At 65.4% G+C, this 20494-nt stretch carries 16 protein-coding genes and 1 tRNA gene; 11 read left to right on the plus strand and 6 right to left on the minus strand.

The genetic code is table 11. The annotated features are described in order from the left end of the window. Positions 1-108: 108 nt before the first annotated feature. From Bequi_RS13940 to aceE, 4 genes are all read right to left on the minus strand, one after another. Positions 109-1110, minus strand: coding sequence for a beta-ketoacyl-ACP synthase III (locus Bequi_RS13940; protein WP_249738544.1), 1002 nt, complete (start codon positions 1108-1110; stop codon positions 109-111). 2 nt (positions 1111-1112) lie between these two features. Then, positions 1113-2093: an ACP S-malonyltransferase gene (locus tag Bequi_RS13945; protein WP_249738545.1), complete on the minus strand. Its 981-nt coding sequence runs from the start codon at positions 2091-2093 to the stop codon at positions 1113-1115. A 79-nt stretch (positions 2094-2172) separates the two neighbouring features. Beyond that, a complete protein-coding gene (locus Bequi_RS13950; RefSeq protein ID WP_249738546.1) occupies positions 2173-2577 on the minus strand; it encodes a GntR family transcriptional regulator in 405 nt (134 codons plus the stop codon). A gap of 56 nt (positions 2578-2633) precedes the next feature. Then, positions 2634-5384: a pyruvate dehydrogenase (acetyl-transferring), homodimeric type gene (gene aceE / locus Bequi_RS13955; protein ID WP_249738547.1), complete on the minus strand. Its 2751-nt coding sequence runs from the start codon at positions 5382-5384 to the stop codon at positions 2634-2636. Positions 5385-5666: 282 nt separating this feature from the next. Here aceE and Bequi_RS13960 point away from each other — a divergent pair, with 282 nt between their 5' ends. Continuing rightward, on the plus strand, positions 5667-6071 hold the full coding sequence (locus Bequi_RS13960) for a DUF3052 domain-containing protein (RefSeq protein WP_249738548.1): 405 nt from the start codon (positions 5667-5669) through the stop codon (positions 6069-6071). 34 nt (positions 6072-6105) lie between these two features. After that, positions 6106-6179, plus strand: a tRNA-Val gene (locus Bequi_RS13965). On the opposite strand, the gene Bequi_RS13970 is transcribed toward Bequi_RS13965, so the two are convergent. Beyond that, the gene (locus Bequi_RS13970) at positions 6139-7824 is read right to left on the minus strand and encodes a recombinase family protein (RefSeq protein ID WP_347272011.1); all 1686 of its coding nucleotides are present in this window, start codon (positions 7822-7824) and stop codon (positions 6139-6141) included. The genes Bequi_RS13965 and Bequi_RS13970 overlap by 41 nt on opposite strands. A gap of 68 nt (positions 7825-7892) precedes the next feature. Beyond that, positions 7893-8072, minus strand: a complete 180-nt coding sequence (locus Bequi_RS13975) for a hypothetical protein (RefSeq protein WP_249738549.1) — start codon at positions 8070-8072, stop codon at positions 7893-7895. 134 nt (positions 8073-8206) lie between these two features. On the opposite strand from Bequi_RS13975, the gene Bequi_RS13980 reads away from it, so the two are divergent. The 9 genes from Bequi_RS13980 to Bequi_RS14020 form a co-directional block, all read left to right on the plus strand. Beyond that, positions 8207-8920 carry a hypothetical protein gene (locus tag Bequi_RS13980; protein WP_196325283.1) on the plus strand — a complete coding sequence of 238 codons (714 nt, stop codon included), beginning with the start codon at positions 8207-8209 and terminating at the stop codon, positions 8918-8920. A gap of 162 nt (positions 8921-9082) precedes the next feature. Further along, positions 9083-11053, plus strand: a complete 1971-nt coding sequence (locus Bequi_RS13985) for a type I restriction-modification system subunit M (protein ID WP_196325284.1) — start codon at positions 9083-9085, stop codon at positions 11051-11053. Further along, positions 11053-12390 (plus strand): restriction endonuclease subunit S, encoded by a 1338-nt coding sequence (locus Bequi_RS13990; RefSeq protein ID WP_249738550.1) that lies wholly within the window; start codon positions 11053-11055, stop codon positions 12388-12390. Before Bequi_RS13985 ends, Bequi_RS13990 begins: the two co-directional genes overlap by 1 nt. Beyond that, complete coding sequence (locus Bequi_RS13995) at positions 12387-12647, plus strand: hypothetical protein (RefSeq protein WP_196325286.1); 261 nt, start codon at positions 12387-12389, stop codon at positions 12645-12647. Before Bequi_RS13990 ends, Bequi_RS13995 begins: the two co-directional genes overlap by 4 nt. 58 nt (positions 12648-12705) lie before the next feature. After that, a complete protein-coding gene (locus Bequi_RS14000) occupies positions 12706-14157 on the plus strand; it encodes an RNA/DNA-binding domain-containing protein (protein ID WP_249738551.1) in 1452 nt (483 codons plus the stop codon). A gap of 2 nt (positions 14158-14159) precedes the next feature. Further along, a complete protein-coding gene (locus tag Bequi_RS14005; RefSeq protein ID WP_249738552.1) occupies positions 14160-17096 on the plus strand; it encodes a type I restriction endonuclease subunit R in 2937 nt (978 codons plus the stop codon). Between the two features lie 70 nt (positions 17097-17166). Beyond that, entirely contained in the window at positions 17167-18810 is a 1644-nt protein-coding gene (locus Bequi_RS14010) for a DUF6119 family protein (protein ID WP_249738553.1), read from the plus strand. Continuing rightward, a complete protein-coding gene (locus tag Bequi_RS14015; RefSeq protein WP_249738554.1) occupies positions 18800-20170 on the plus strand; it encodes an ApeA N-terminal domain 1-containing protein in 1371 nt (456 codons plus the stop codon). Before Bequi_RS14010 ends, Bequi_RS14015 begins: the two co-directional genes overlap by 11 nt. Next, positions 20059-20494 (plus strand): helix-turn-helix domain-containing protein (locus Bequi_RS14020; protein ID WP_249738555.1); only part of this gene is annotated, 436 nt, incomplete at its 3' end. The genes Bequi_RS14015 and Bequi_RS14020, both read left to right, overlap by 112 nt.

The raw sequence follows: 20494 nt of genomic DNA on the forward strand, positions 1-20494 counted from the left end.
TGGTGCTGGCAGGGAGAGCCTACCCGGACCGAGCGGTCCGGGGCGTCCGGCGCGCAGGGCGCGCCGCTCCGACGCACCGGCGGCGGGCCGCCGCCGGTGCGTGGGCGATCAGGGCAGGATGAGGACCTGTCCCGCGTAGACGAGCCCGGCGCCGAAGCCGATCTGCACGACGACGTCGCCGCTCTTCGCGGTCCCCTCCTGGATGAGGCGATGGGTCGCCAGAGGGATCGAGGCGGCGGAGGTGTTGCCGGTGGTCTCGATGTCGCGGGCGATCGTGACGGACTCCGGGAGCTTCAGCTGCTTGGCGAGCTCGTCGACAATGCGCATGTTCGCCTGGTGGGGGACGAACACGTCGATGTCCTCGACGGTCAGTCCCGACTCGTCCAGGAGCTGGCGGATGATCTCGGCGGTGTGCCACACCGCCCAGCGGAAGACGGTACGGCCGTCCTGCTCCATCGTGGGCCAGGCGGCGGATCCGTCGCGGAAGTCCGTGATCGAGCCGGTCATCCGGATGGTGCTCCAGCTGTCGCCGTCGCCGCCCCAGATCGTCGGGCCGATCTTGGGGACGTCGGAGGCCGCGACCACGGCCGCGCCCGCGCCGTCGCCGAGGAGGAACGAGATCGTGCGGTCCGCCGGGTCGACGTAGTCGGAGAGCTTCTCCGCGCCGACCACGAGGACGTTGCGGGCGCTGCCGGAGCGGATGAGGGCGTCGGCCTGGCCGATGCCGTAGCAGAACCCGGCGCAGGCCGCGGAGATGTCGTATGCGACGGCAGTCGGGCAGCCGAGCTTCCCGGCGAGCAGCGTCGCGAGCGACGGCGTCGCGTACGGGAAGGAGATCGTGGAGACGATGACGACGTCGATCTCGTCAGGGGAGATGCCCGAGGTCTCGATGGCCTCTCGCGCGGCCTTCTCGGCGAGATCCGCGACGCCGAGCTCAGCGCTCGCACGGGTGCGCGAGACGATGCCGGTGCGCTGGCGGATCCACTCGTCGGAGGAGTCGATCGGGCCGACCAGATCGTCGTTCGGCACGTCGAGGTCGCCGCGGGCCGCGCCGTAGGCGAGGACCTGGGATCCGGGGACGGTCGCGCGGGGGCGCAGGGTGATGGCCATGGTCAGTTCTCCTCGGTGAGAGCGCTGGGGGTGTCGGTGAGTCGCGCGGAGTGCTCGCGGACGAATGCTCGCGCCGCCTCGAGGTCCTCGGGGGTGTTCAGGGACTGCAGGGCCACGCCCTTCAGCTCGCGCTTCGCGAGGCCGACGAGGGTGCCTGCCGGTGCCAGCTCGAGGATCCCGGTGACGCCCGCCTCGGCGAACTCGCGCATGCAGGCCTCCCAGTCGACGGGGGAGGCGACCTGCTGGACGATCAGCTCGACGAATCGATCGCCGGTCTCGACGAGCTGCCCGCCGGCGTTGCTGAGCAGACGGAGCGCGGGAGCGGGATCGGCGGCGGTCAGCTCGGGGGCGAACGCAGCGAGCTCCTCGCGGGCGGGGGCCATGAACGGCGTGTGGAAGGCGCCTGCGACCTGCAGCGGGATCACGCGCGCCTTGGCCGGGGCATCCTCGCGCAGCGCTGCGAGCGACTCGGCGGCCCCGGCGGCGACGACCTGGCCCGCGGAGTTGATGTTCGCCGGCGTGAGGTCATGCCGGGCGATCGCCGCCATCACCTCGTCGCGGTCCCCGCCGACCACGGCCGCCATGCCGGTGGGCTCTGCGGCTGCGGCGCGCGCCATGGCCTGCGAGCGAACCGCCACCAGGCGCAGCGCGTCCTCTTCGCCGAGGACGCCCGCCAGAGCCGCCGCGGTCACCTCGCCCACGCTGTGCCCCGCGAGCACGTCCGCGGAGCGCGCCGGGTGCAGCGCGTGATCGTCGGCCCCGAGCTGCTGGGCGGCGAGGATGCCCGCGGCGACCAGGAGCGGCTGCGCGATCGCGGTGTCGCGGATGGTGTCGGCGTCCGAGACGGTGCCGTGCTCGACCAGGTCGATGCCCGCGTGCTCGCTCATGGCGGCGAGCGAGGCGCGGACGCCGGGCAGGTCGAGCCAGTCGTTCAGGAAACCGGGCTTCTGCGCCCCCTGACCGGGGCAGACGATGGCGAGCACGAGGATCCTCCAGGGGTGTGGGTACGGTGGGACAGCGGTTCCGGGTGCGCCTGATCAGGGACCTGGCGCACTCGGGGGGTCAGCGGGCAGGAGCCGCCGCGGAGTCGGCGCGGAGATCCGCGAACGCATCGAGGACCATCTGCGCCGAAGCCTCTGCCCCGAAGCCGTGCTCCGCGGCCAGTTCGGCATAGGCGCGGGCAGCGGATTCGAGGCGGGAGCCGACGGTGTCCAGCGGAGCGACCACCGTTCCTGCGCGGCCGCGGGTGATCACCAGCTGGGCCTCGCCGAGCCGCCGGAAGGCCTTCGCGACGGTGTTGACGGCGACCCCGGCCTCCGCAGCGAGCGCGCGGACCGTGGGCAGGCGCGTGCCGGGTGCGAGTCGGCCGTCCTGGATGGCGCGGGCGATGGAGGTGTGGATCTGCTGGGCCGGGGAATCCAGCGAGGTGCGGTCGATGCGGACGATCCCGTGCAGGACCGTCCGCATCGACTGCGCACCCTGGGCCCCCGCGAGCGCGGGGGCCTCCGGGGACGGCGGAGTGCTCAGGACTCGCCGCCGAAGGAGCCGGACTCGCCGGCGTTGACGTTGAGGAGGTCGTACTTCTCGATGGCCTGGGCGACCGTCGAGGGATCGACCTTGCCCTCCTGCACGAGCATCTGGAGGGCCTTGACGACCATCGAGTGCGCGTCGATCTTGAGGAAGCGGCGCGCCGCGGGGCGGGTGTCCGAGAAGCCCCAGCCGTCGGCCCCCAGCACGCCGTAGCGCCCGGGGATCCACTCGCGGATCATGTCCGGCACGAGGTAGTCGTAGTCGCTGGTCGCGACGAACGGGCCCTCGACACCGTCCAGGCGCTGGGAGATCCAGGGGCGGCGCACGTCCTCCTCCGGGTGGAGGAATGCGTGGGCGTCGGCCTCGAGGGCCTCCTTGCGCATCTCGGTCCACGAGGTCACCGACCACACGGTCGCCCGCACGCCCCAGTCCTCCTCGAGGATCGCTCGCGCATGGCGGGCCCACGGCACGCCGACGCCCGAGGCGAGCAGCTGCACCTCGGGGCCCTCGCCCTGAGGAGCCTCCTCGAGCACGTACATGCCCCTCAGCAAGCCCTCGACATCCAGGCCCTCGGGCTCCGCAGGCTGCACGTACGGCTCGTTGTAGACCGTGATGTAGTAGAAGACCTCCTGCAGGCGGGTCTCATCGCTGCCGTACATGCGCTGCAGGCCGTCGCGGACGATGTGCCCGAGCTCGTAGCCGTAGGCGGGGTCGTAGATGACCGTTCCGGGGTTCGTGTAGGCGAGGATCGGGGAGTGGCCGTCCATGTGCTGCAGGCCCTCGCCGGCGAGCGTCGTCTTGCCGGCGGTCGCGCCGATCACGAAGCCCTTGGCCATCTGGTCGCCGGCGGCCCAGAAGAAGTCGCCCGAGCGCTGGAACCCGAACATCGAGTAGAAGATGTAGAACGGGATCATCGGCAGGCCGTGGGTGGCGTAGGACGTTCCCGCCGCGGTGAAGGCCGAGGTCGAGGAGAGCTCGTTGATGCCCATGTGCTTGATCTGGCCCTGCGGGGACTCCTTGTACGCCAGCAGCAGGTCGCGGTCGACCGAGATGTAGTTCTGGCCGTCGGGGTTGTAGATCTTCGCCGTCGGGAACATGGCATCCATGCCGAAGGTGCGGGCCTCATCGGGGATGATCGGCACCCAGCGGGGCCCGATCTCCTTGTCGCGCATGAGGTCCTTGAGCAGCCGCACGAGCGCCATGGTGGTGGCGATCTCCTGCTTGCCCGAGCCGCGCTTGACGACCTCGTAGGCCTTGTCGCCGGGGAGCTCGAGGGTGACCTCCTCCGTCGGGCGCTGGGGGACGACGCCGCCCAGGCTGTCCCGGCGCGAGCGCATGTACTGCATCGCCTCGGAGTCCTCGGCCGGCACGTAGAACGGAGCGTTGTAGAGCCCGTTCTCCAGCAGCTGCTCGTCGGTCAGCGGGATGTTGAGAGTGTCGCGCAGGGACTTGAGGTCGGCCTCGGTGAACTTCTTCATCTGGTGGGTGGCGTTGCGGCCGGCGAAGGTCTTGCCGAGGCGGTAGCCCTTGATGGTCTGCACGAGGATGACCGAAGGCTTGCCCTTGGTCTCCGTGGCCGCCTTGAAGGCGGCGTAGATCTTCTTGGTGTCGTGGCCGCCGCGGTTGAGCTTCCACCAGATGTCGTCGTCGCTCATGCCCTCCACGAGGGCCTTGGTGCGGGGGTCGCGGCCGAAGAAGTTGTCGCGGATGAACGCGCCGTCCTCGGTGCGGTAGGTCTGGAAGTCGCCGTCGGGGGTCGCGTTCATGAGGTCCACGAGCGCGCTGTCCTTGTCGGCCTCGAACAGCGGATCCCAGCCCGAGCCCCAGACCACCTTGATGACGTTCCAGCCCGCGCCGCGGAACTGCGCCTCGAGCTCCTGCATGATCTTGCCGTTGCCGCGGACGGGCCCGTCCAGGCGCTGGAGGTTGCAGTTGACGACGAAGGTGAGGTTGTCCAGGTGCTCCTTGGCGGCGATGTGCAGTGCGCCGCGGGACTCGACCTCGTCCATCTCGCCGTCGCCGAGGAATGCCCAGGTGCGCTGCTGGGAGGTGTCCTTGAGACCGCGGTTGTGGAGGTAGCGGTCGAAGGAGGCCTGCTCGATCGCGTTGACCGGGCCGATGCCCATCGACACGGTCGGGAACTCCCAGAAGCTCGGCATCGCGCGCGGGTGCGGGTAGGAGGGGATGCCGTCGGGGCTGGAGACCTCCTGGCGGAAGCCGTCGAGCTGCTCCTGGCTGAGGCGCCCCAGCATGAAGGCGCGGGCGTAGATGCCGGGGGAGGCGTGGCCCTGGAAGAAGACGTGGTCGCCGCCGCCCTCGTGATCGCGGCCGCGGAAGAAGTGGTTGTAGCCGACCTCGTACATGTTGGAGATCGAGGCGTAGGACGAGAGGTGCCCGCCGACGCCGACGCCGGGGCGCTGCGCGCGGTGCACGACCATCGCCGCGTTCCAGCGGATCGCGTTGCGCACCTCCTTCTCGAGGCGGAGGTCGCCCGGGTACTCCGGCTGATCCTCGACGTCGATGGTGTTGACGTAGTCGGTCATCAGGGAGTCGGGCAGGTGGAGATCGGCCACGCGCGCGTGCTGGATGACGTGCTGCAGGACCTCGGTGGCCCGCTCCTCGCCGCGATGCGAGATGAGCTCGTCGACCGAGTCGAGCCACTCCCTGGTCTCCTCAGGATCGGGATCCTCCGCGTGGGACGGGAGATTGATTCCGATGGGACGGGGGGCGTCGTTCGTAGTCACGCTGTCCTTCTCTCGTCGAAAACCGGCCGCGGCGCACGCCCGCCGCAGTGGCGTGGACGTAGCCCGACCCTCGTGCGCCCAGCGTACCTGCGAGGGCGTCCTCGCGGGATGCCCGCCGCCCTTCGGGCGTGATCCGTGCATCACCCGCCGGACTCGCCCCTCCGTGACCAGCCCGCGTTGTGATCGGGGCGACGTCCTGGCATAGGATCGTCCAGCACGCCCGGGCCCTGCCCGGCGCCCCCTGCGTCCGCACGTCTTTCCCACTCATGAAGGAGCACTTGGTTGTCTCAGTCGCCAGAAGCCACCGCAGAGGTCCTCAGCCTCACGACCGGTCAGGTGGTCCAGGAGATCGGGTACGACGACGACGTGGACCACGACCTGCGCGAAGCGGTCGAGGACATCATCGACGCCGACCTCGAGGACGAGGACTACCGCGACATGGTCGACGCCGTGCTGCTGTGGTGGCGCGAGGACGATGGGGATCTGACCGATGCGCTGGTCGATTCCCTCGCCATGCTGACGCCCGGGGGGCCCATCTGGCTGATGATCCCCAAGGCCGGCCGCGACGGCCATGTGCTGCCTGCAGAGATCGAGGAGGCCGCGAGCACCGCCGGCCTGCGCATGATGGGCAGCCGGAACCTCGCTGCGGAGTGGAACGGACTGCGCCTGGCGACTCGCCAGAACTGATCCGCCCAGGATCACCGCGTGCCCACGGGCACCCGGGGCGTTAGCTCAGCTGGTCAGAGCAATTGGTTTACACCCAGTCGGTCGGGGGTTCGAATCCCTCACGCCCCACCCAAAGTGTCTTACGGGAACAGGCGACATCGCTGTTCCCGGTCGCTGAGCCTGTCGAAGCGTCCCGTTTAGCTTCCTTGCCTCCGGTCATCTCACGCACGATGCTGGCGAATGGCTCCGCGAGGCAGGGGCGTAGTTGTTCGTCCTCGGTGATCTCCAGCCGCGTGTAGAACGCCTGGTTCGCCAGCCTCCTGCTCCCGTCATCGGAGTGGGCGTAAGCGTGGTGGGCGTCGGTGAGGAGCCGCAGGCTGTCGTGGAGGAACGCTCGACCTCCTGTGTGCCGCTCATCGTGCTCGCTCAGACGCTGCTCGATGTCGGCGAGCCCGGCGCGGATGCGGTCCTGGTGTCGCTTGAGCGTTGGCAGGTCGATGGCGTCAGCGAAGTGCGCGGCCAGCAGCTTGTCGCTCTCTGCTTCCAGGCGCGCCCGGTTCGCGGTGAGGTCAGCGAACTCCTGATCGCGGCCAGCAGATCGCTTGTCGAACGCGGCGTCGACTTCGGCGGCGAGGTGCCGGTAGTCGTCTTCGCTGATCGTGATGCTCGCGTAGGAGTCTTCGACCAAGCGCTCCGCAACCTGGACGGGCACCGCTCGGCGGGTGCAGGTTGTCCGTTTTGATGCTCTACCGGAGCAGACGAAGTAGGCGTAGGTCGTGCCTCTCGGATTGGTGGCGAAGTCCAGCAGCATCCGCGACCCGCAAGTGCCGCAGTGCAGCAGGCCTTTCAGGTGGTGAGCGTGCTGGACGTGCCTGGTTGCGTGCGCGTTGCGAGCCTTCAACAGCGACTGCACCTGATCGAACAACGCTGGCTTCACAATGGGCTCGTGCGCGCCGGGATGCAGCGCGCCCTTGTAGCGGATAACTCCGGCGTAGTACGGGTTCGTCAACACACGGTAGAGCGCATTCTTCCCCAGCGGCCTGGATGGACGCTTCGGCGACGGCACCGACACCAGGCCACGCGCGGTGAGATCCCGCAGCAGCGCCGTCACAGAGGTCTCGCCGGCGGCGTAACGCTCGAACGCCCACGCGATCAGCGGTGCACGTTCGGGATCAACCTCGACGGTGCGTATCTCGCGGCCTTGGTCGTCGGTCTGGCGCACGTTGAGGTAGCCGATGGGAGCGCGTCCTGGGGTACCGCCTTGCGCGACCTTCTGCGTCAGCCCCTTGGTGACTTCGGTGGCAAGGTTGCGGGAGTAGAACTCCGCGATGCTCGACATGATGCCGTGAACGAGCATCCCCGAAGGCGTCTGATCGATCGACTCGGTAGCCGACACGAGCGTGACCCCGGCGCTGATGAGCGCTTCGTGAATCTTCACATCATCGGCGCGGTTACGGGCGAGCCGGTCGAGCTTGTGCACGATGCAGAACTGCACCCGCGACGCGGCGATGAACGCCAGCATGTCCTGCAGCCCGTCACGATCCGCTGAGCGCGCTGATTCTCCGGCGTCGATGAACTCGCGCACGATCCGCGCGCCCAGCTCGTCGGCTTTCCTCGCGTTGGCCTCGCGCTGGGCGGGGATCGAGAAGCCTTCGTCGGTGCCGCCGCGCTCGGCCTGCTCCCGCGTCGAGACGCGGAGGTAGGACACAGCCAGCATGACGGGGGTCTCGGCGGCCCGCTCGGACGTCGTGGTGTCGAGTGTCGCGGTGCTCATCGTGGGCCTCCTTGCCGGGGTGCTTCTTGGTGTCGATCCTCTCGCGCACCCCTGACAAAACGAAGAACTCAGTGGCGCGCAGACGCCAGGTCCTCGGGCGGTGGAAGCCCGTAGGGGTCGGGTTCGCCGTTCACCCAGGCGCGGTGACGGGCCTCGGCGATGCCCAGCACCCACTCGATCAGCTTGCCGAGGTCAGGCTCCTCGCGCCGCGTCACCCGCAGCCCCAGATTCCTCTCGTCGCCTCGCATGCCAGACAGGTGCACGGGCCTCCACACGATGCACACTTTCGCCCGTCCGCCCGTCTCCGCTTTGAGGTCACACGCATCTTGCAGATCGAGGATTCGCCACTTACGTCGGTGACGAAACTTGCGTACCGTAGAGCATGGCCACCAAACGCTACGACCCCACAGCGACCGACTTCAACGGCCGCTACTCCCGCTGGGTCGCCGCACTCGAATCAGGCGACGATACCGAGCTACTTGAAGCGACCCTGGCACTCCCGACGCTCAACCAGCGCGTGCTCAAGAAGCTCGCCGCAGTGGACCGAGACGAGCCCGACTCGACGGTGCGTGCGGAGCGAAAGCGCGTGATCGTGCTGCTCAGCGAGATCAACGCAAACCAGGCCGCACGCCTCCGTGAACGGAAGCAGGCGGAGCAGCGCCGCCGGGACCGAACGGTACGTGTTGAGCGCCGAGTCGAGCTGCCGACCACCTGCGCACGGTGCGGCACCAAGCTCAAAGAGGTGAAGTCCACCGGTAGGCCGCGCCTGTACTGTTCTCCCGCTTGCCGCAAGGCCGCCTACGAAGACCGCCGCGCCCACCGCGACGGCGCCGTCAAGGTGCAGGTCGTCGAGAAGGTCGTCACCGAGGTACGAGAACGCCGCATCGAACTGCCGCACCCGCGCAGCGACTGCATCAACGCAGTCCTGGCCGACGACGACCTCATGGTCTCAGTGATCTGGACACTCACTGCCCTCGTGCGAGACCGCACCCGCAATGCGTACGGCCCTGACCAGCCGAGGTTTGGGAAGCTCTCGCATCACGTCCAGGCGCTCCATGCCGCACTCGTCGAGCGGGCAGCCGCCAGCCCTCCGTAGTTCGACGATCCCGTGTCGGGCGCGACACTCTGAGAGAATGTCAGCGGTGGCGCCTATCGTCATCCGTGCGGAGCGAAGCCATCGGTTCCAGTGTGATCTGCGTGCAGACGGTTCACCGCGCCCCGTGACCGGACACCCGAAGCACGACTCTAAGGACATGCGTTGCCGCAGAACTCCATCAACCACGCTCGCCTCGTCGCGCTGATCTGGAGCATCGCCGACGACGTGCTTCGAGACCTCTACGTGCGCGGCAAGTACCGCGACGTGATCCTGCCGTTCACCGTGCTGCGCCGCCTCGACAGTGTGCTCGAACCCACTCAAGACGCAGTCCTCGCGATGAAGAAGACTCTCGATCAGGCAGGGATCGTCGACCAAGACGCCCCGCTGCGGGACGCCGCGAAGCAGGACTTCTACAACACGTCCGGCTTCACGCTCAAGACCCTACGTGCTGCGACGAATGCCACCAGGCTCCGGCAGAACTTCGGAGTTTACCTCGATGGCTTCTCGCCCAATGTGCAGGAGATCATCGACAACTTCGAGTTCCGCAACCAGCTCCCGCGCCTCACGAAGGCTGACGCGCTCGGGGCGCTGATCGAGAAGTTCCTCTCGCCCGACCTCGACCTCTCGCCCGCAGGCTTGGACAACCACGGGATGGGCACGGTCTTCGAAGAGCTCGTGCGCCGCTTCAACGAGGAGAACAACGAAGAGGCCGGAGAGCACTGGACCCCTCGTGACGCGGTGCGCCTCATGACCCGACTGATGTTCGAGCCCATCGCCGAGGTGATCCCCTCAGGCACCTACCGTCTGTACGACGGGGCAATGGGAACCGGCGGCATGCTCACCGTCGCAGAGGAAACCCTCAAGCACCTCACCACTCCCGCCGGGAAGAAGGTCTCCACCCACTTGTATGGGCAGGAGATCAACGCCGAGACCTACGCGATCGCCAAGGCAGACCTGATCCTCAAAGGCGAAGGGATGGCGGCCGACAACATCGTCGGCGGCCCCGAATGGTCGACCCTGTCGAACGATGCCTTCGCGGGCGAAGAGTTCGACTTCATGCTCTCCAATCCGCCCTACGGCAAGAGCTGGAAGACTGACCAGGACCGTCTGGGCGGGGCGAAGAAGATCATCGACCCCCGCTTCATCGTCACCCACGACGGCGACCCCGACTACTCGCTGGTCACCCGAAGCAGCGACGGCCAGTTGATGTTCCTCGCAAACCTCATCTCCAAGATGAAGCAAGGCACCGCTCTCGGCTCACGCATCGCATCGGTACACAACGGCTCCTCGCTGTTCACCGGCGACGCCGGTCAAGGCGAGAGCAACTTCCGTCGCTGGATCATCGAGAACGACTGGCTCGAAGCCATCGTCGCCCTGCCGCTCAAGATGTTCTACAACACCGGCATCGCCACCTACGTATGGGTGATCTCCAACCGCAAGGAAGAGCGCCGCAAGGGCAAGGTGCAGCTCATCGACGCCACCGGCTGGTCCACCCCTCTGCGCAAGAATCTCGGCGAGAAGGGTGTCGAGATCAGCGACGCGGACGCGGATCGCGTGCTCGCCACCTATGAAGCCTTCGACCAGGCAGGCGACCCCGACCACTCGAAGGTCTTCGACGGCGTCGACTTCGGCTACTCCAAGATCACCGTCGAGCGCCCACTGCGTATCGCGGGCGTGGAGGAAGGCCGCGTCTACAAGGCCGCCGAGATCAAGCAACTCAAAGAAGACGGCGTGCGCGACGAGTCAGCACCGCCGATCATCAAGAAGGTGCTGCCCTACGCCGCAATGCCCGACCCCTTGTACGGGCGATACGAGGCGATCATCGACGGGCGAAGCCGTGTAGTCGAATACGAGCCCGACACCGAGCTGCGCGACACCGAACAAGTGCCACTGACCGAACCCGCCGGCGAGTATGCCGACGGCATCGAGGCCTTCTTCCGTCGCGAAGTCGAGCCATACGCGCCCGATGCGTGGATCGACGAGACCAAGACGAAGATCGGCTACGAAATCTCCTTCACCCGCCACTTCTACAAGCCCACCCCGATGCGCACCCTCGCCGAGATCCAGGCCGACATCCGCGCCCTCGAGGCCGAGACCGACAACCTCATCGACGAGATCGCAGGTGAGGGCTGATGTTTCGAGACCTGCCGCGCTACCCAGAGATGACGGTGAGTCAGTTCTGGGATGCGAAGGTGCCGAGTCACTGGGAGGTTCATCCCGGGCTCGCCGTTCTCGCAGAGAATCGACGCAAGAATGACGGCCTTATCGAGTCGCAGGTCCTGTCCCTCAGCTATGGCCGAGTCGTAGTGAAACCCGTGGAGAAACAGCGGGGGCTCGTGCCAGATTCATACGAGAGCTACCAGATTCTCGTGCCGGGCGACATCGTCGTACGACCTACTGATCTCCAGAACGACCAGGCCAGTATTCGGGTAGGTCACGTGAAAGATCGAGGGATCATCACCTCGGCCTACATAGGACTCCGTGCTCGTGGGTCTTGGAGTGATGCCTACGCGTATCACTACCTGGCCGTGGTCGATTCCTCGAAACGGATCTACGGCATGGGCAGCGGTCTACGGCAACAGCTGGGTTGGCCTGACCTCAAACGGATGCCATGCCTCGTACCACCGCCGGAGGAGCAGGCGGCGATCGTGAGGTATCTCGCCCACGCGAACGCCCGCATCGACAAGGCCATCGTCGCCAAGCGCCGCCTCATCGCCCTCCTCGAAGAAGAGAAGAAGGCCATCGCTGACATGCTCCTGGGACAACTCGACGAAGGCGCCCGAGAGGTTCGCCATGTGCTGTCGCAGCTGGTGGACTGCGAGCACAAGACAGCACCGTTCGTGGAAGGAGAGCCGTACTGGGTGCTCCGCACTTCGTCCGTGAAGTCGGGGGAGATCGTCTGGTCGGGTGCCTACACTACCGACGCTGCATCGTACGAGGTATGGACTAGTCGCGCGGTCCCTGAACCGGGCGATGTGATCTTCACCCGAGAGGCTCCCGTGGGTGAGGCAGCTGTCATCCCTGATGGGCGGCGAGTAGCTCTCGGCCAGCGCACGGTCTTGATGAAGGTCAGAAAAGAGATCATGGATCCTCAGTTCTTGGTCTATCAGGTCTACGCGGGACTGCCCCGACGTCCCATCTCCCTCGCCACACAGGGGTCTACCGTCGGGCATTTCAATATGGATGACATTGGCTGGATGCGCGTTGCTGTTCCCGATATCGAGGTTCAACGCCAGCTCGTAAACAAGATTGAAGACGCCAACAGTGATGCAAACGAGGCGATCGACAAGACGCAGTCGGAGATCGCTCTCCTCCACGAGTTCCGCACGCGGCTCGTCGCCGATGTGGTGACGGGTCAGGTGGACGTGCGTTCGATCGTCGCGACCTTGCCCGATGCTCCAGAGGCGACCGCTGAGCTCGCGGCAGATTCCGACGATGAGTTCGGCGACCTCCAAGAGGAGGGGCTGTGAGCACCTGGCACTACCTACCTGTCTCCGTCGAACGCGATGGGGGTATCGAGTACTCGATCTGTGAGGTCTATCTCGACGATGATGGGTGCGTCGCAAGCTGGACAGAAAGCAGTTCGATTGCGGCGTCGGGAGAGACCGCAGACGAGCTTCGTGCCGACCTGAGTCATATGCTGAACGACGTTGCCCGATGGGAGCCTGTGCGGTTCTCCGATCTTGCGGTCGGGTTGCGGCTCCAGCCCCGGGGAATCGCACTCTAGCTCGCTAGATTCGCACTCTAGAGTGTGAGATTCGCACTCTGGCGGTAGGCTGATGGCTATGAGCTGGGATGCGCCTGCTGTGCTCGCCCTCATCGAGAAGATGCGGGCGCATCGGGGCGACTTCACCGGCGTGGAGGTCAAGCGCGGTGCGGGTGGCGTGCCTGATCTTGCCGCAACTCTGTGCGCGTTCGGCAACATGCCCGACGGCGGGGTCGTCATCGTCGGACTCGATGAGCGCGCCGGGTTCGCCATCACCGGGGTGAAGGACCCAGCCGCAGTGGAGCACGCGATCGCTTCTCAAGCGCGGCAGGCAGTGACTCCGCCGGTAGCGGTCACCTTCGAGACGCTGGCGATCGCGGGCAAGCAGATCGTGGTTGCTGAGGTGCAGGGGCTCAGCGCCCACCAGCGTCCATGCAAGACCGGGGGCCGGGCGTATCTGCGTCAGGCCGATGGCGACTACGCGATGAGTGCGGCCGAGGAGCAGCAGCTCCTCGCAGTACGTGATCGACCGCGCTACGACGCGGGGCCGGTCGAGCGCGCGGCGATCGGGAACCTCGACCCACACCTGGTCAATGGGTTCGTCTCAGCAGTTCGGGCGACTTCACGTCGACTCCGAGACGTAGACGACGAGACGCTGCTCCGGCGTCGCGGGGTGCTGGACGCAGACAGCGACCGAGTGACGCTTGCTGGCCTCTATGCGCTTGGGGAGTACCCGCAGCAGTTCGCTCCGAGTCTTTCGGTGACGGCGGCCGTCGTTACCGAGCCGGGGTCAGCGGATCGTCTTGTTGACCTCGTGCATCTTGATGGACCGGTACCCGACCTGCTTGACGCGAGCATGGAATGGGTGCGTCGAAACCTCCGCACTGGTGTTCGAGTTGGTGTCGATGGCCACAACTACGATCATCCTGAGTTACCGCTCGGTGCTGTGCGGGAGCTCATCGCGAACGCCCTCGTGCATCGCGACCTTGGCCCGCATACGCAGACCAAGCGCGTCGAGATTCGAGTCCTGCCCGATCGGTTGGTCATCACGAGCCCGGGCGGGCTTTGGGGTGTGAGCCGGGAGCAACTCGGGACTGCTGCGGGAAAGTCCGCGGTCAACGAGCACCTCTACGGCATCTGCGCGTATCTCAGTACCTCCCAAGGTGCGCGAGTGATCGAGGGAGAGGGCGGCGGTATCGGTGAGGTGCAGCGAGCACTCCACGAATGGCCCGCTGACCCGCCGATCTTCATCGACCAGGCTGTGACCTTCACCGCAGTGCTGATGAGACCGCGCGCAGAACTGGGCCCGCAGGCGCCGGCTCCCCATGCCCAGTCGGGCGATCCTCAGACCCGGATTCTGACTGTCCTCGCGGCGGGGGCGCTGGATCGCAACTCGATTATCGAGCGCACCGGGTTGACTCGCTCACAGACGCGCTACGCGCTCGAAAAGCTCATCGCCACGGATCGCCTCGCCATGCACGGTGGGCTCGGCGCTCGCAACACCACCTATTCGCTCGCGGAGGAGGACTAGCCATGCAGCGACTTAACGAAGCGAGCCTTGAAGCACTCATCGTCGACCAGATGGTTGCCGTCGGTTGGATTGAGGGCCACGCGGCGGCCTACGACTCGTCGTACGCTCTTGACCTCGGTCACCTCTCCGGCTTCGTTGAGTCCACGCAGCCGCAGCTTGCCGAGTCGCTGGGGCTCGGTGAGGCGTCGCCGTCGCGGCACAAGTTCCTTGCCAGGTTGCAGGGTGAAATCACCAAGCGTGGTGTCGTGCATCTGCTGCGCAATGGGCTCGACCATCTCGGCCAGCACATCGACCTGTACTACCCGACCGCGACCGATGGCAACGCGAAGGCCGCCGAGCTGTTCGCGGCGAACCGTTTCGTCGTCACCCGGCAGGTGCACCACAGTCCCAGCAACCGGGGCGACGCCGTCGATCTCGTGGCGTTCGTCAACGGCCTGCCGGTGTTCACCTTCGAGCTGAAGAACAACATCACCAAGCAGACCGTCGCTGACGCTGTGCAGCAGTACCAGCGTGATCGCGACCCGCGAGAGCTGCTGTTCGCCTTCGGGCGCATGATCGCGCACTTCGCTCTCGACGATCAGCGGGTCCGGTTCTGCACGCAACTCAAGGGCAAGTCGTCATGGTTCCTGCCCTTCGACCAGGGGTTCAACGACGGCGCTGGTAACCCGCCCAACGCTGACGGGGTGATGACCGACTACTTGTGGCGGCGAGTCCTTGCCCCGGAGAGTCTCGCCGGCATCATCGAGAACTACGCGCAGGTCGTCACCGAGAAGAACCCGAAGACGGGTAAACGCACGGCGAAGGCGATCTTCCCGCGGTATCACCAGCTTGACGTAGTGCGAAAGCTGCTCGCCGATGTCGCCGAGGGCGGGGCGGGTCGGCGGTACCTCATCCAGCACTCTGCGGGCAGTGGCAAGTCGAACTCGATCGCCTGGCTCGTGCACCAGCTTGTCGAGGCCACTCACCAGGGGGCCGTGGCCTTCGACTCCGTCATCGTCGTCACCGACCGCGTGATCCTTGACGATCAGCTCTCGCAGACCATCAAGTCGTTCTTGCAGATCGGCTCGACAGTCGTCCACGCGGATCGCTCGGGAGACCTGCGCCGGGCGATCACGGCGGGCAAGAAGATCATCGTCACAACGGTGCAGAAGTTTCCCTACATTCTCGATGACATCGGCTCAGAGCATCAGGGCCGCAACTTCGCCATCATCATCGATGAGGCCCACTCGTCTCAGGGTTCGAAGACCTCGGCCGCCGTGTCTCGCGCGCTCGGTGGCGGTGTTGATTCTGATGAGGAGGACAGCGTCGAGGATCAGATCAACCGGATCATCGAAGCGAAGAAGCTGCTGCCGAATGCGAGCTACTTCGCGTTCACTGCGACACCGAAAAACAAGACGCTGGAGATGTTCGGCGAACCGGTCTCGAACCCCGACGGCACGGTCGGCCATCGCCCATTCCACTCGTACACGATGAAGCAGGCCATCCAAGAGGGCTTTATCGTGGATGTGCTCGCGAACTACACGCCGGTGGGTAGCTACTACAAGCTGATGAAGACGGTCGAGGACGACCCGGAGTTCGATGTGAAGCGGGCCTCGAAGAAGCTGCGAGCCTACGTCGAGGGTAACCAGCACGCGATCGCGCAGAAGGCCGACATCATGGTCGAGCACTTCCTCGGCCAGGTGATCGCCAAGCAGAAGATCGGCGGGCAGGCCCGCGCGATGGTCGTCACCTCATCCATCCCGCGGTGCATCGAATACTTCCACGCCATCCGCGACGCACTGGCAGCACGCAAGAGCCCGTACAAGGTGATCGTCGCCTTCTCCGGCGAACACGACTACAAGGGGGTGCAGGTCACCGAGGCAAGCCTTAACGGTTTCCCCTCCCGGGCCATCGCTGAGCAGATCAAGACCGACCCGTACCGAATCCTCGTCGTCGCCAACAAGTTCCAGACCGGGTACGACGAGCCGCTGCTGCACACCATGTACGTCGACAAGACCCTGTCGGGTGTGCTCGCGGTTCAAACCCTCTCGCGGCTCAACCGGGCGCACCCGGCGAAGCATGAGACGTTCGTGCTCGACTTCGCCAACGATGCCGAGGACATCCAGCGCGCTTTCGATCCGTATTACCGCACCACCGTGCTCGCCGAAGAGACCGACCCCAACAAGCTGCATGACCTCGTCAACGACCTCGACGCCTTCGGCATTTACACGCCGGAACACGTCGACGAGTTCGTGACGCGCTACCTGGCCGGTGAGCCTCGCGACCAGCTCGATCCCATTCTCGATACGTGCGTCGCGGAGTACGTCGAACTTCCCGAGGAAGACGATCAGGTCAGGTTCAAGGGCAATGCGAAGGCCTTCCTGCGCACCTACAACTTCCTCTCCACGGTGCTGCCCTACGGCAGCCCTGAGTGGGAGAAGCGCTCGATCTTCCTCGACCACCTCGTGCCGAAGCTCCCCGCCCCGAAGGAGGAAGACCTCGCCGCCGGAATCCTGGAGAACATCGACCTCGAGTCTTACCGTGCCGAGAAGCTCACAGCGATGAAGATCGTGCTGGACGACGAAGATGGCCTGCTCGACCCCGTGCCCGCGGCAGGCGGCGGCATGCTGGCGACGCCCGAACTGGAGAGACTCTCGGAGATCGTCAAGAGCTTCAACGCCCACTTCGGCAACATCGAATGGAACGACGCCGACCGCGTCGAACGCTTCATCACCGAAGAGATCCCACGCCTCGTCGCCGAAGACGAGGCCTACCAACACGCGCAGGCAAACAACGACCCGGCGAACGCGCGCGTCGAAAGCGACCGCGCACTCGGCCAGGTCATGCTGCGGCTCATCGCCGATGACACGCAGCTCTTCAAAGAGTTCCAGGACAACGAGAGCTTCAAACGCTGGCTGGCCGACGCCGTGTTCAACGCAACGTACAGGAAGAGCGCATGAAGGCCGGGCCAACGCGACGAGATGCCCTCATGAGTTCGACGCCGGGAGGCTCATCGTCAAGGGGAATCAAGTGAAGGCACGACGGCTCACCTTCTACCTTCTTCGCCAGGACGCTGCCGAGTTCGAGGATGCGCTGGATACGGAGAAGGCCAGCGTCGCGGTGGATCTCGATCCGTCGGCGGGCGTAGACGGGCGCTTCGTCTATGTCCAGCCCCGCCCGTCTGTGCCTTCATGGGTTGGATTCGTCCAGCCGGTACTCGCCGACGAGCTCGGCAGCCTCAGATCGTCTTCCACGTCCGCCTTGCTGCTTCTGCGCACCAGCGGGCGCATCTTCGCCCTCACATTCGGTTACGGCAGGTCACTCCTCGACCTGTCAAAGATCGAGTACCAGTTCGGACTCCGAGTGGCACTCAATCGAATCGACCCTCGTCAGATTCGAAGTCTGGATACCAAGACCTTCGAGGATCTTGTGGTTACGACGAATACTCAGGCGAGCAAGAGTGCTGAACTGCCCACATTTGGTGTCGACGTATCGCGCGACATCCTGAGAGCAGTCACCGGGGAGCCGCGCGACCAGTCCGTGACGAAACGAATCGCCGGTGCGGACTCACTTGTGATGGGAGTCAAGGCGCCGGTGACGGAGCTGCCTCCTATCTGCGATGACCTGCTTGTCGCGTTCGAAGCCGACGACTACAAGACAGACTTTGGCTGGATCGACCAACTTTCGCTCGTGCGTGACAGCGCAAGCATCGGAGCGCTCAACGATCTCCTCGTGGAGCAGTTGCGAAGCGGAGCGACCGGATCAACGCACCTGGCAATGCCGGAAGCTATCGATTGGGAGGACATCGACGGGTTCAAGATCGCAGGAACGCGAAGCCATGTCTATGACGACCTTGATCTCGATGAATATCTTGATCGCATCGGAGAAGACCGCGCCACCATCACAGTCGAGAATCTCAAGTCCAGGTATGTGTGGGTGCGGTTCGGGCGCTCAGGGAACTTTGACAAGCGTTGGAACCTCTATCAGTGCCTCGTTACTGAGCAGCGGATCAACGACCAATTGCACGTCCTCATAGAAGGTCGCTGGTTCGCTGTCAGCACCACCTTGGTCGAGGAGGTCGATGCCTTCGCGGCTGGGCTCATCGACGCGACGGTTCAGCTTCCGCCTGCACACGTCGGAGAGGTTGAAGCCGACTACAACGCCCGCCTCGCCCTCAGTTCGCCCCAGCACCTCCTCAAGCTCGATGCACGCATCAAGCGGCCAGGAGGCGCCAGCAGCGGCATCGAGTTCTGTGATGTCCTCTCGGATGACGGCGACTTGATCCATGTGAAGCGCAAGTCCCGTTCCGCAACACTGAGCCACCTCTTTGCCCAAGGAGGAGTGTCCGCCGCAACGTTCGTCAACGACGGCATCTTCCGAACCCAGGTCCGCGAACTGATCCAGGAAGAAGTGCCCCAGGAAGCTCTTGAGAGCTGGTTGCGCTTGGTGCCCAGCGCAGAGGAAGCCGTCGATAGATCTCGTTACCGTGTGACCTACGCTGTCATCGCCAACTCCAGCCGTGAAGGGCGAGACTGGCTGCCCTTCTTCAGCAAACTGAACCTGATGCAACAGGGGCGACAACTCTCCACGATGGGGTTCACCGTCGCGATCGCGCGAGTTCCGATCATCGACCCTGGCCAAGGCGAGAACGAGGAAATCCAGAGTGTCTCATGAACCACTGAATCTCGATGACGACGGCGAGTGGGCCGGAGAGTGGTGGCTGCCCGACGAGCCCGACCACAAGGTGCCGGGCACCCTTCGGTACACGAGCGCTGATGGGCTGGCGCTCACGTTGATAGGCACGTTCGAGGACCGCATCAGCACGACGATCTCTCCCGGCGTGGTGGCATTTCATGAAGGACGCCGAACGTGGGAGGTGATCCACGGTGCTGCCGAGCAGCGAGAGATCACTCTCTTCGGCTGCGTCCCGAACGGCGGCAAACGCACGTACGGCGCACGCGTCCAGACTCCTGACAAGCAGACCATCACGTCCATCACTGGCCTCATCGGAGCGCATGTCAGCGGTGAAGACGAGGTGGTGTTCTCGGTAGCGGAGGTCTCCGTGGACAACCTCGGGGTCTGGGGAGCAACGTCTGTATTCGAGGGCTTCTGGGGCGCTCCCAGAGGCCGTCCCGATGGCAGCGGCACCATCTCTGTGAAGCCGGTGGAGGCTCAGACGGTCAAGGCCGATGGAGCCGAGTTCATTCTTGCGCACCGCCACACCCTGCCGTTCTTCGATCAACGTCAGGGCGGGACTACAGGCCGTGTGCGTGACACGACGTTCGTGCGGATCGTCCGGGAGACGCCGTTCTCATGGCGCGAGGCGATGAGGCTCGCCCGAACGGTCCAGGACCTGATCGCACTGGCGACACATCGTGCCGCAGGAGTGATCTGGCTGCGGTTGAGGCTGGCGGAGGGCGATGTGGAGCCTGAGCCGACCAGGCCGCAACGCGAGTCGAACGTCGAGGTGATCTACTCGCCCTCGAAAGTGGGCGATCACGATGCGAAGGTCATCGAGCCGCACCGTGTGTTCTTCACATGCGAGACGCTTCCGTTCGAGGAGGTCATCCCTCGCTGGTGCAAGGTGCACGAGCAGCTGCAATCGGCGCTGAACATGATCCTTGGGCTCCGCTACGCGCCCGCTGAGTACATCGAGAACAACCTCCTGACGGCGGTCGGAGCGGCTGAGGTGCTGCATCGCGGTCTTGACATAGACGAGCCGCCGATGCCGCGTGAAGAGTTCAAGCCGATGCGTGAAGCGATGCTGACGCACGTGCCTGAGCAGCATCGTGAGCGCATCAAGGGCTCCCTCCGTAATGACCCCACGTTGCGCGAACGGTTGTTCGCCCTTGCGGCTCGGTGGTGTCATAGCGTCGAAGCAACACTCCCGGCCGGCGGGGGTCTGATCGGTGGAGTGTGCGGATGGCGCGGGTGGGGTTGTCGTTCAGTGACAGGTCGGAGATCTCGACGGCCTCGAAAGCGGGCTGGTCGGTGCGGAGGATCGCCCGTCACCTGGGGCGTTGCCCGTCGGTGATCTCGCGGGAGCTTCACCGGAACTCGACGAAGACCCGCGGCTACCAAGCCGTGACCGCAGACGTCAGAGCGCAGCGTTGGCGGGCTCGCCCGCAGCAGCGGAAGGTCGCTCGGGATCCGGTGCTGCAGGCGAGGGTGGAGGCCGACCTGGCCGCGTCGTGGACGCCGAACGAGATAGCGGGCCGGTTGCGTCTGGAGGCGACAGACCCGACCGTTGAACGCATGGCGAACTCTCCTGACGCACGCGGCCGAACCGTCTCCGGTGAGGCTATCTACCAGTACATCTACGCAATCCCGAAGGGTGAGCTCGCCCGCAAGGGCATCT

It is taken from the genome of Brachybacterium equifaecis (genome assembly GCF_023509525.1).
In the GTDB taxonomy this organism is placed as follows: Bacteria; Actinomycetota; Actinomycetes; order Actinomycetales; family Dermabacteraceae; genus Brachybacterium; species Brachybacterium equifaecis.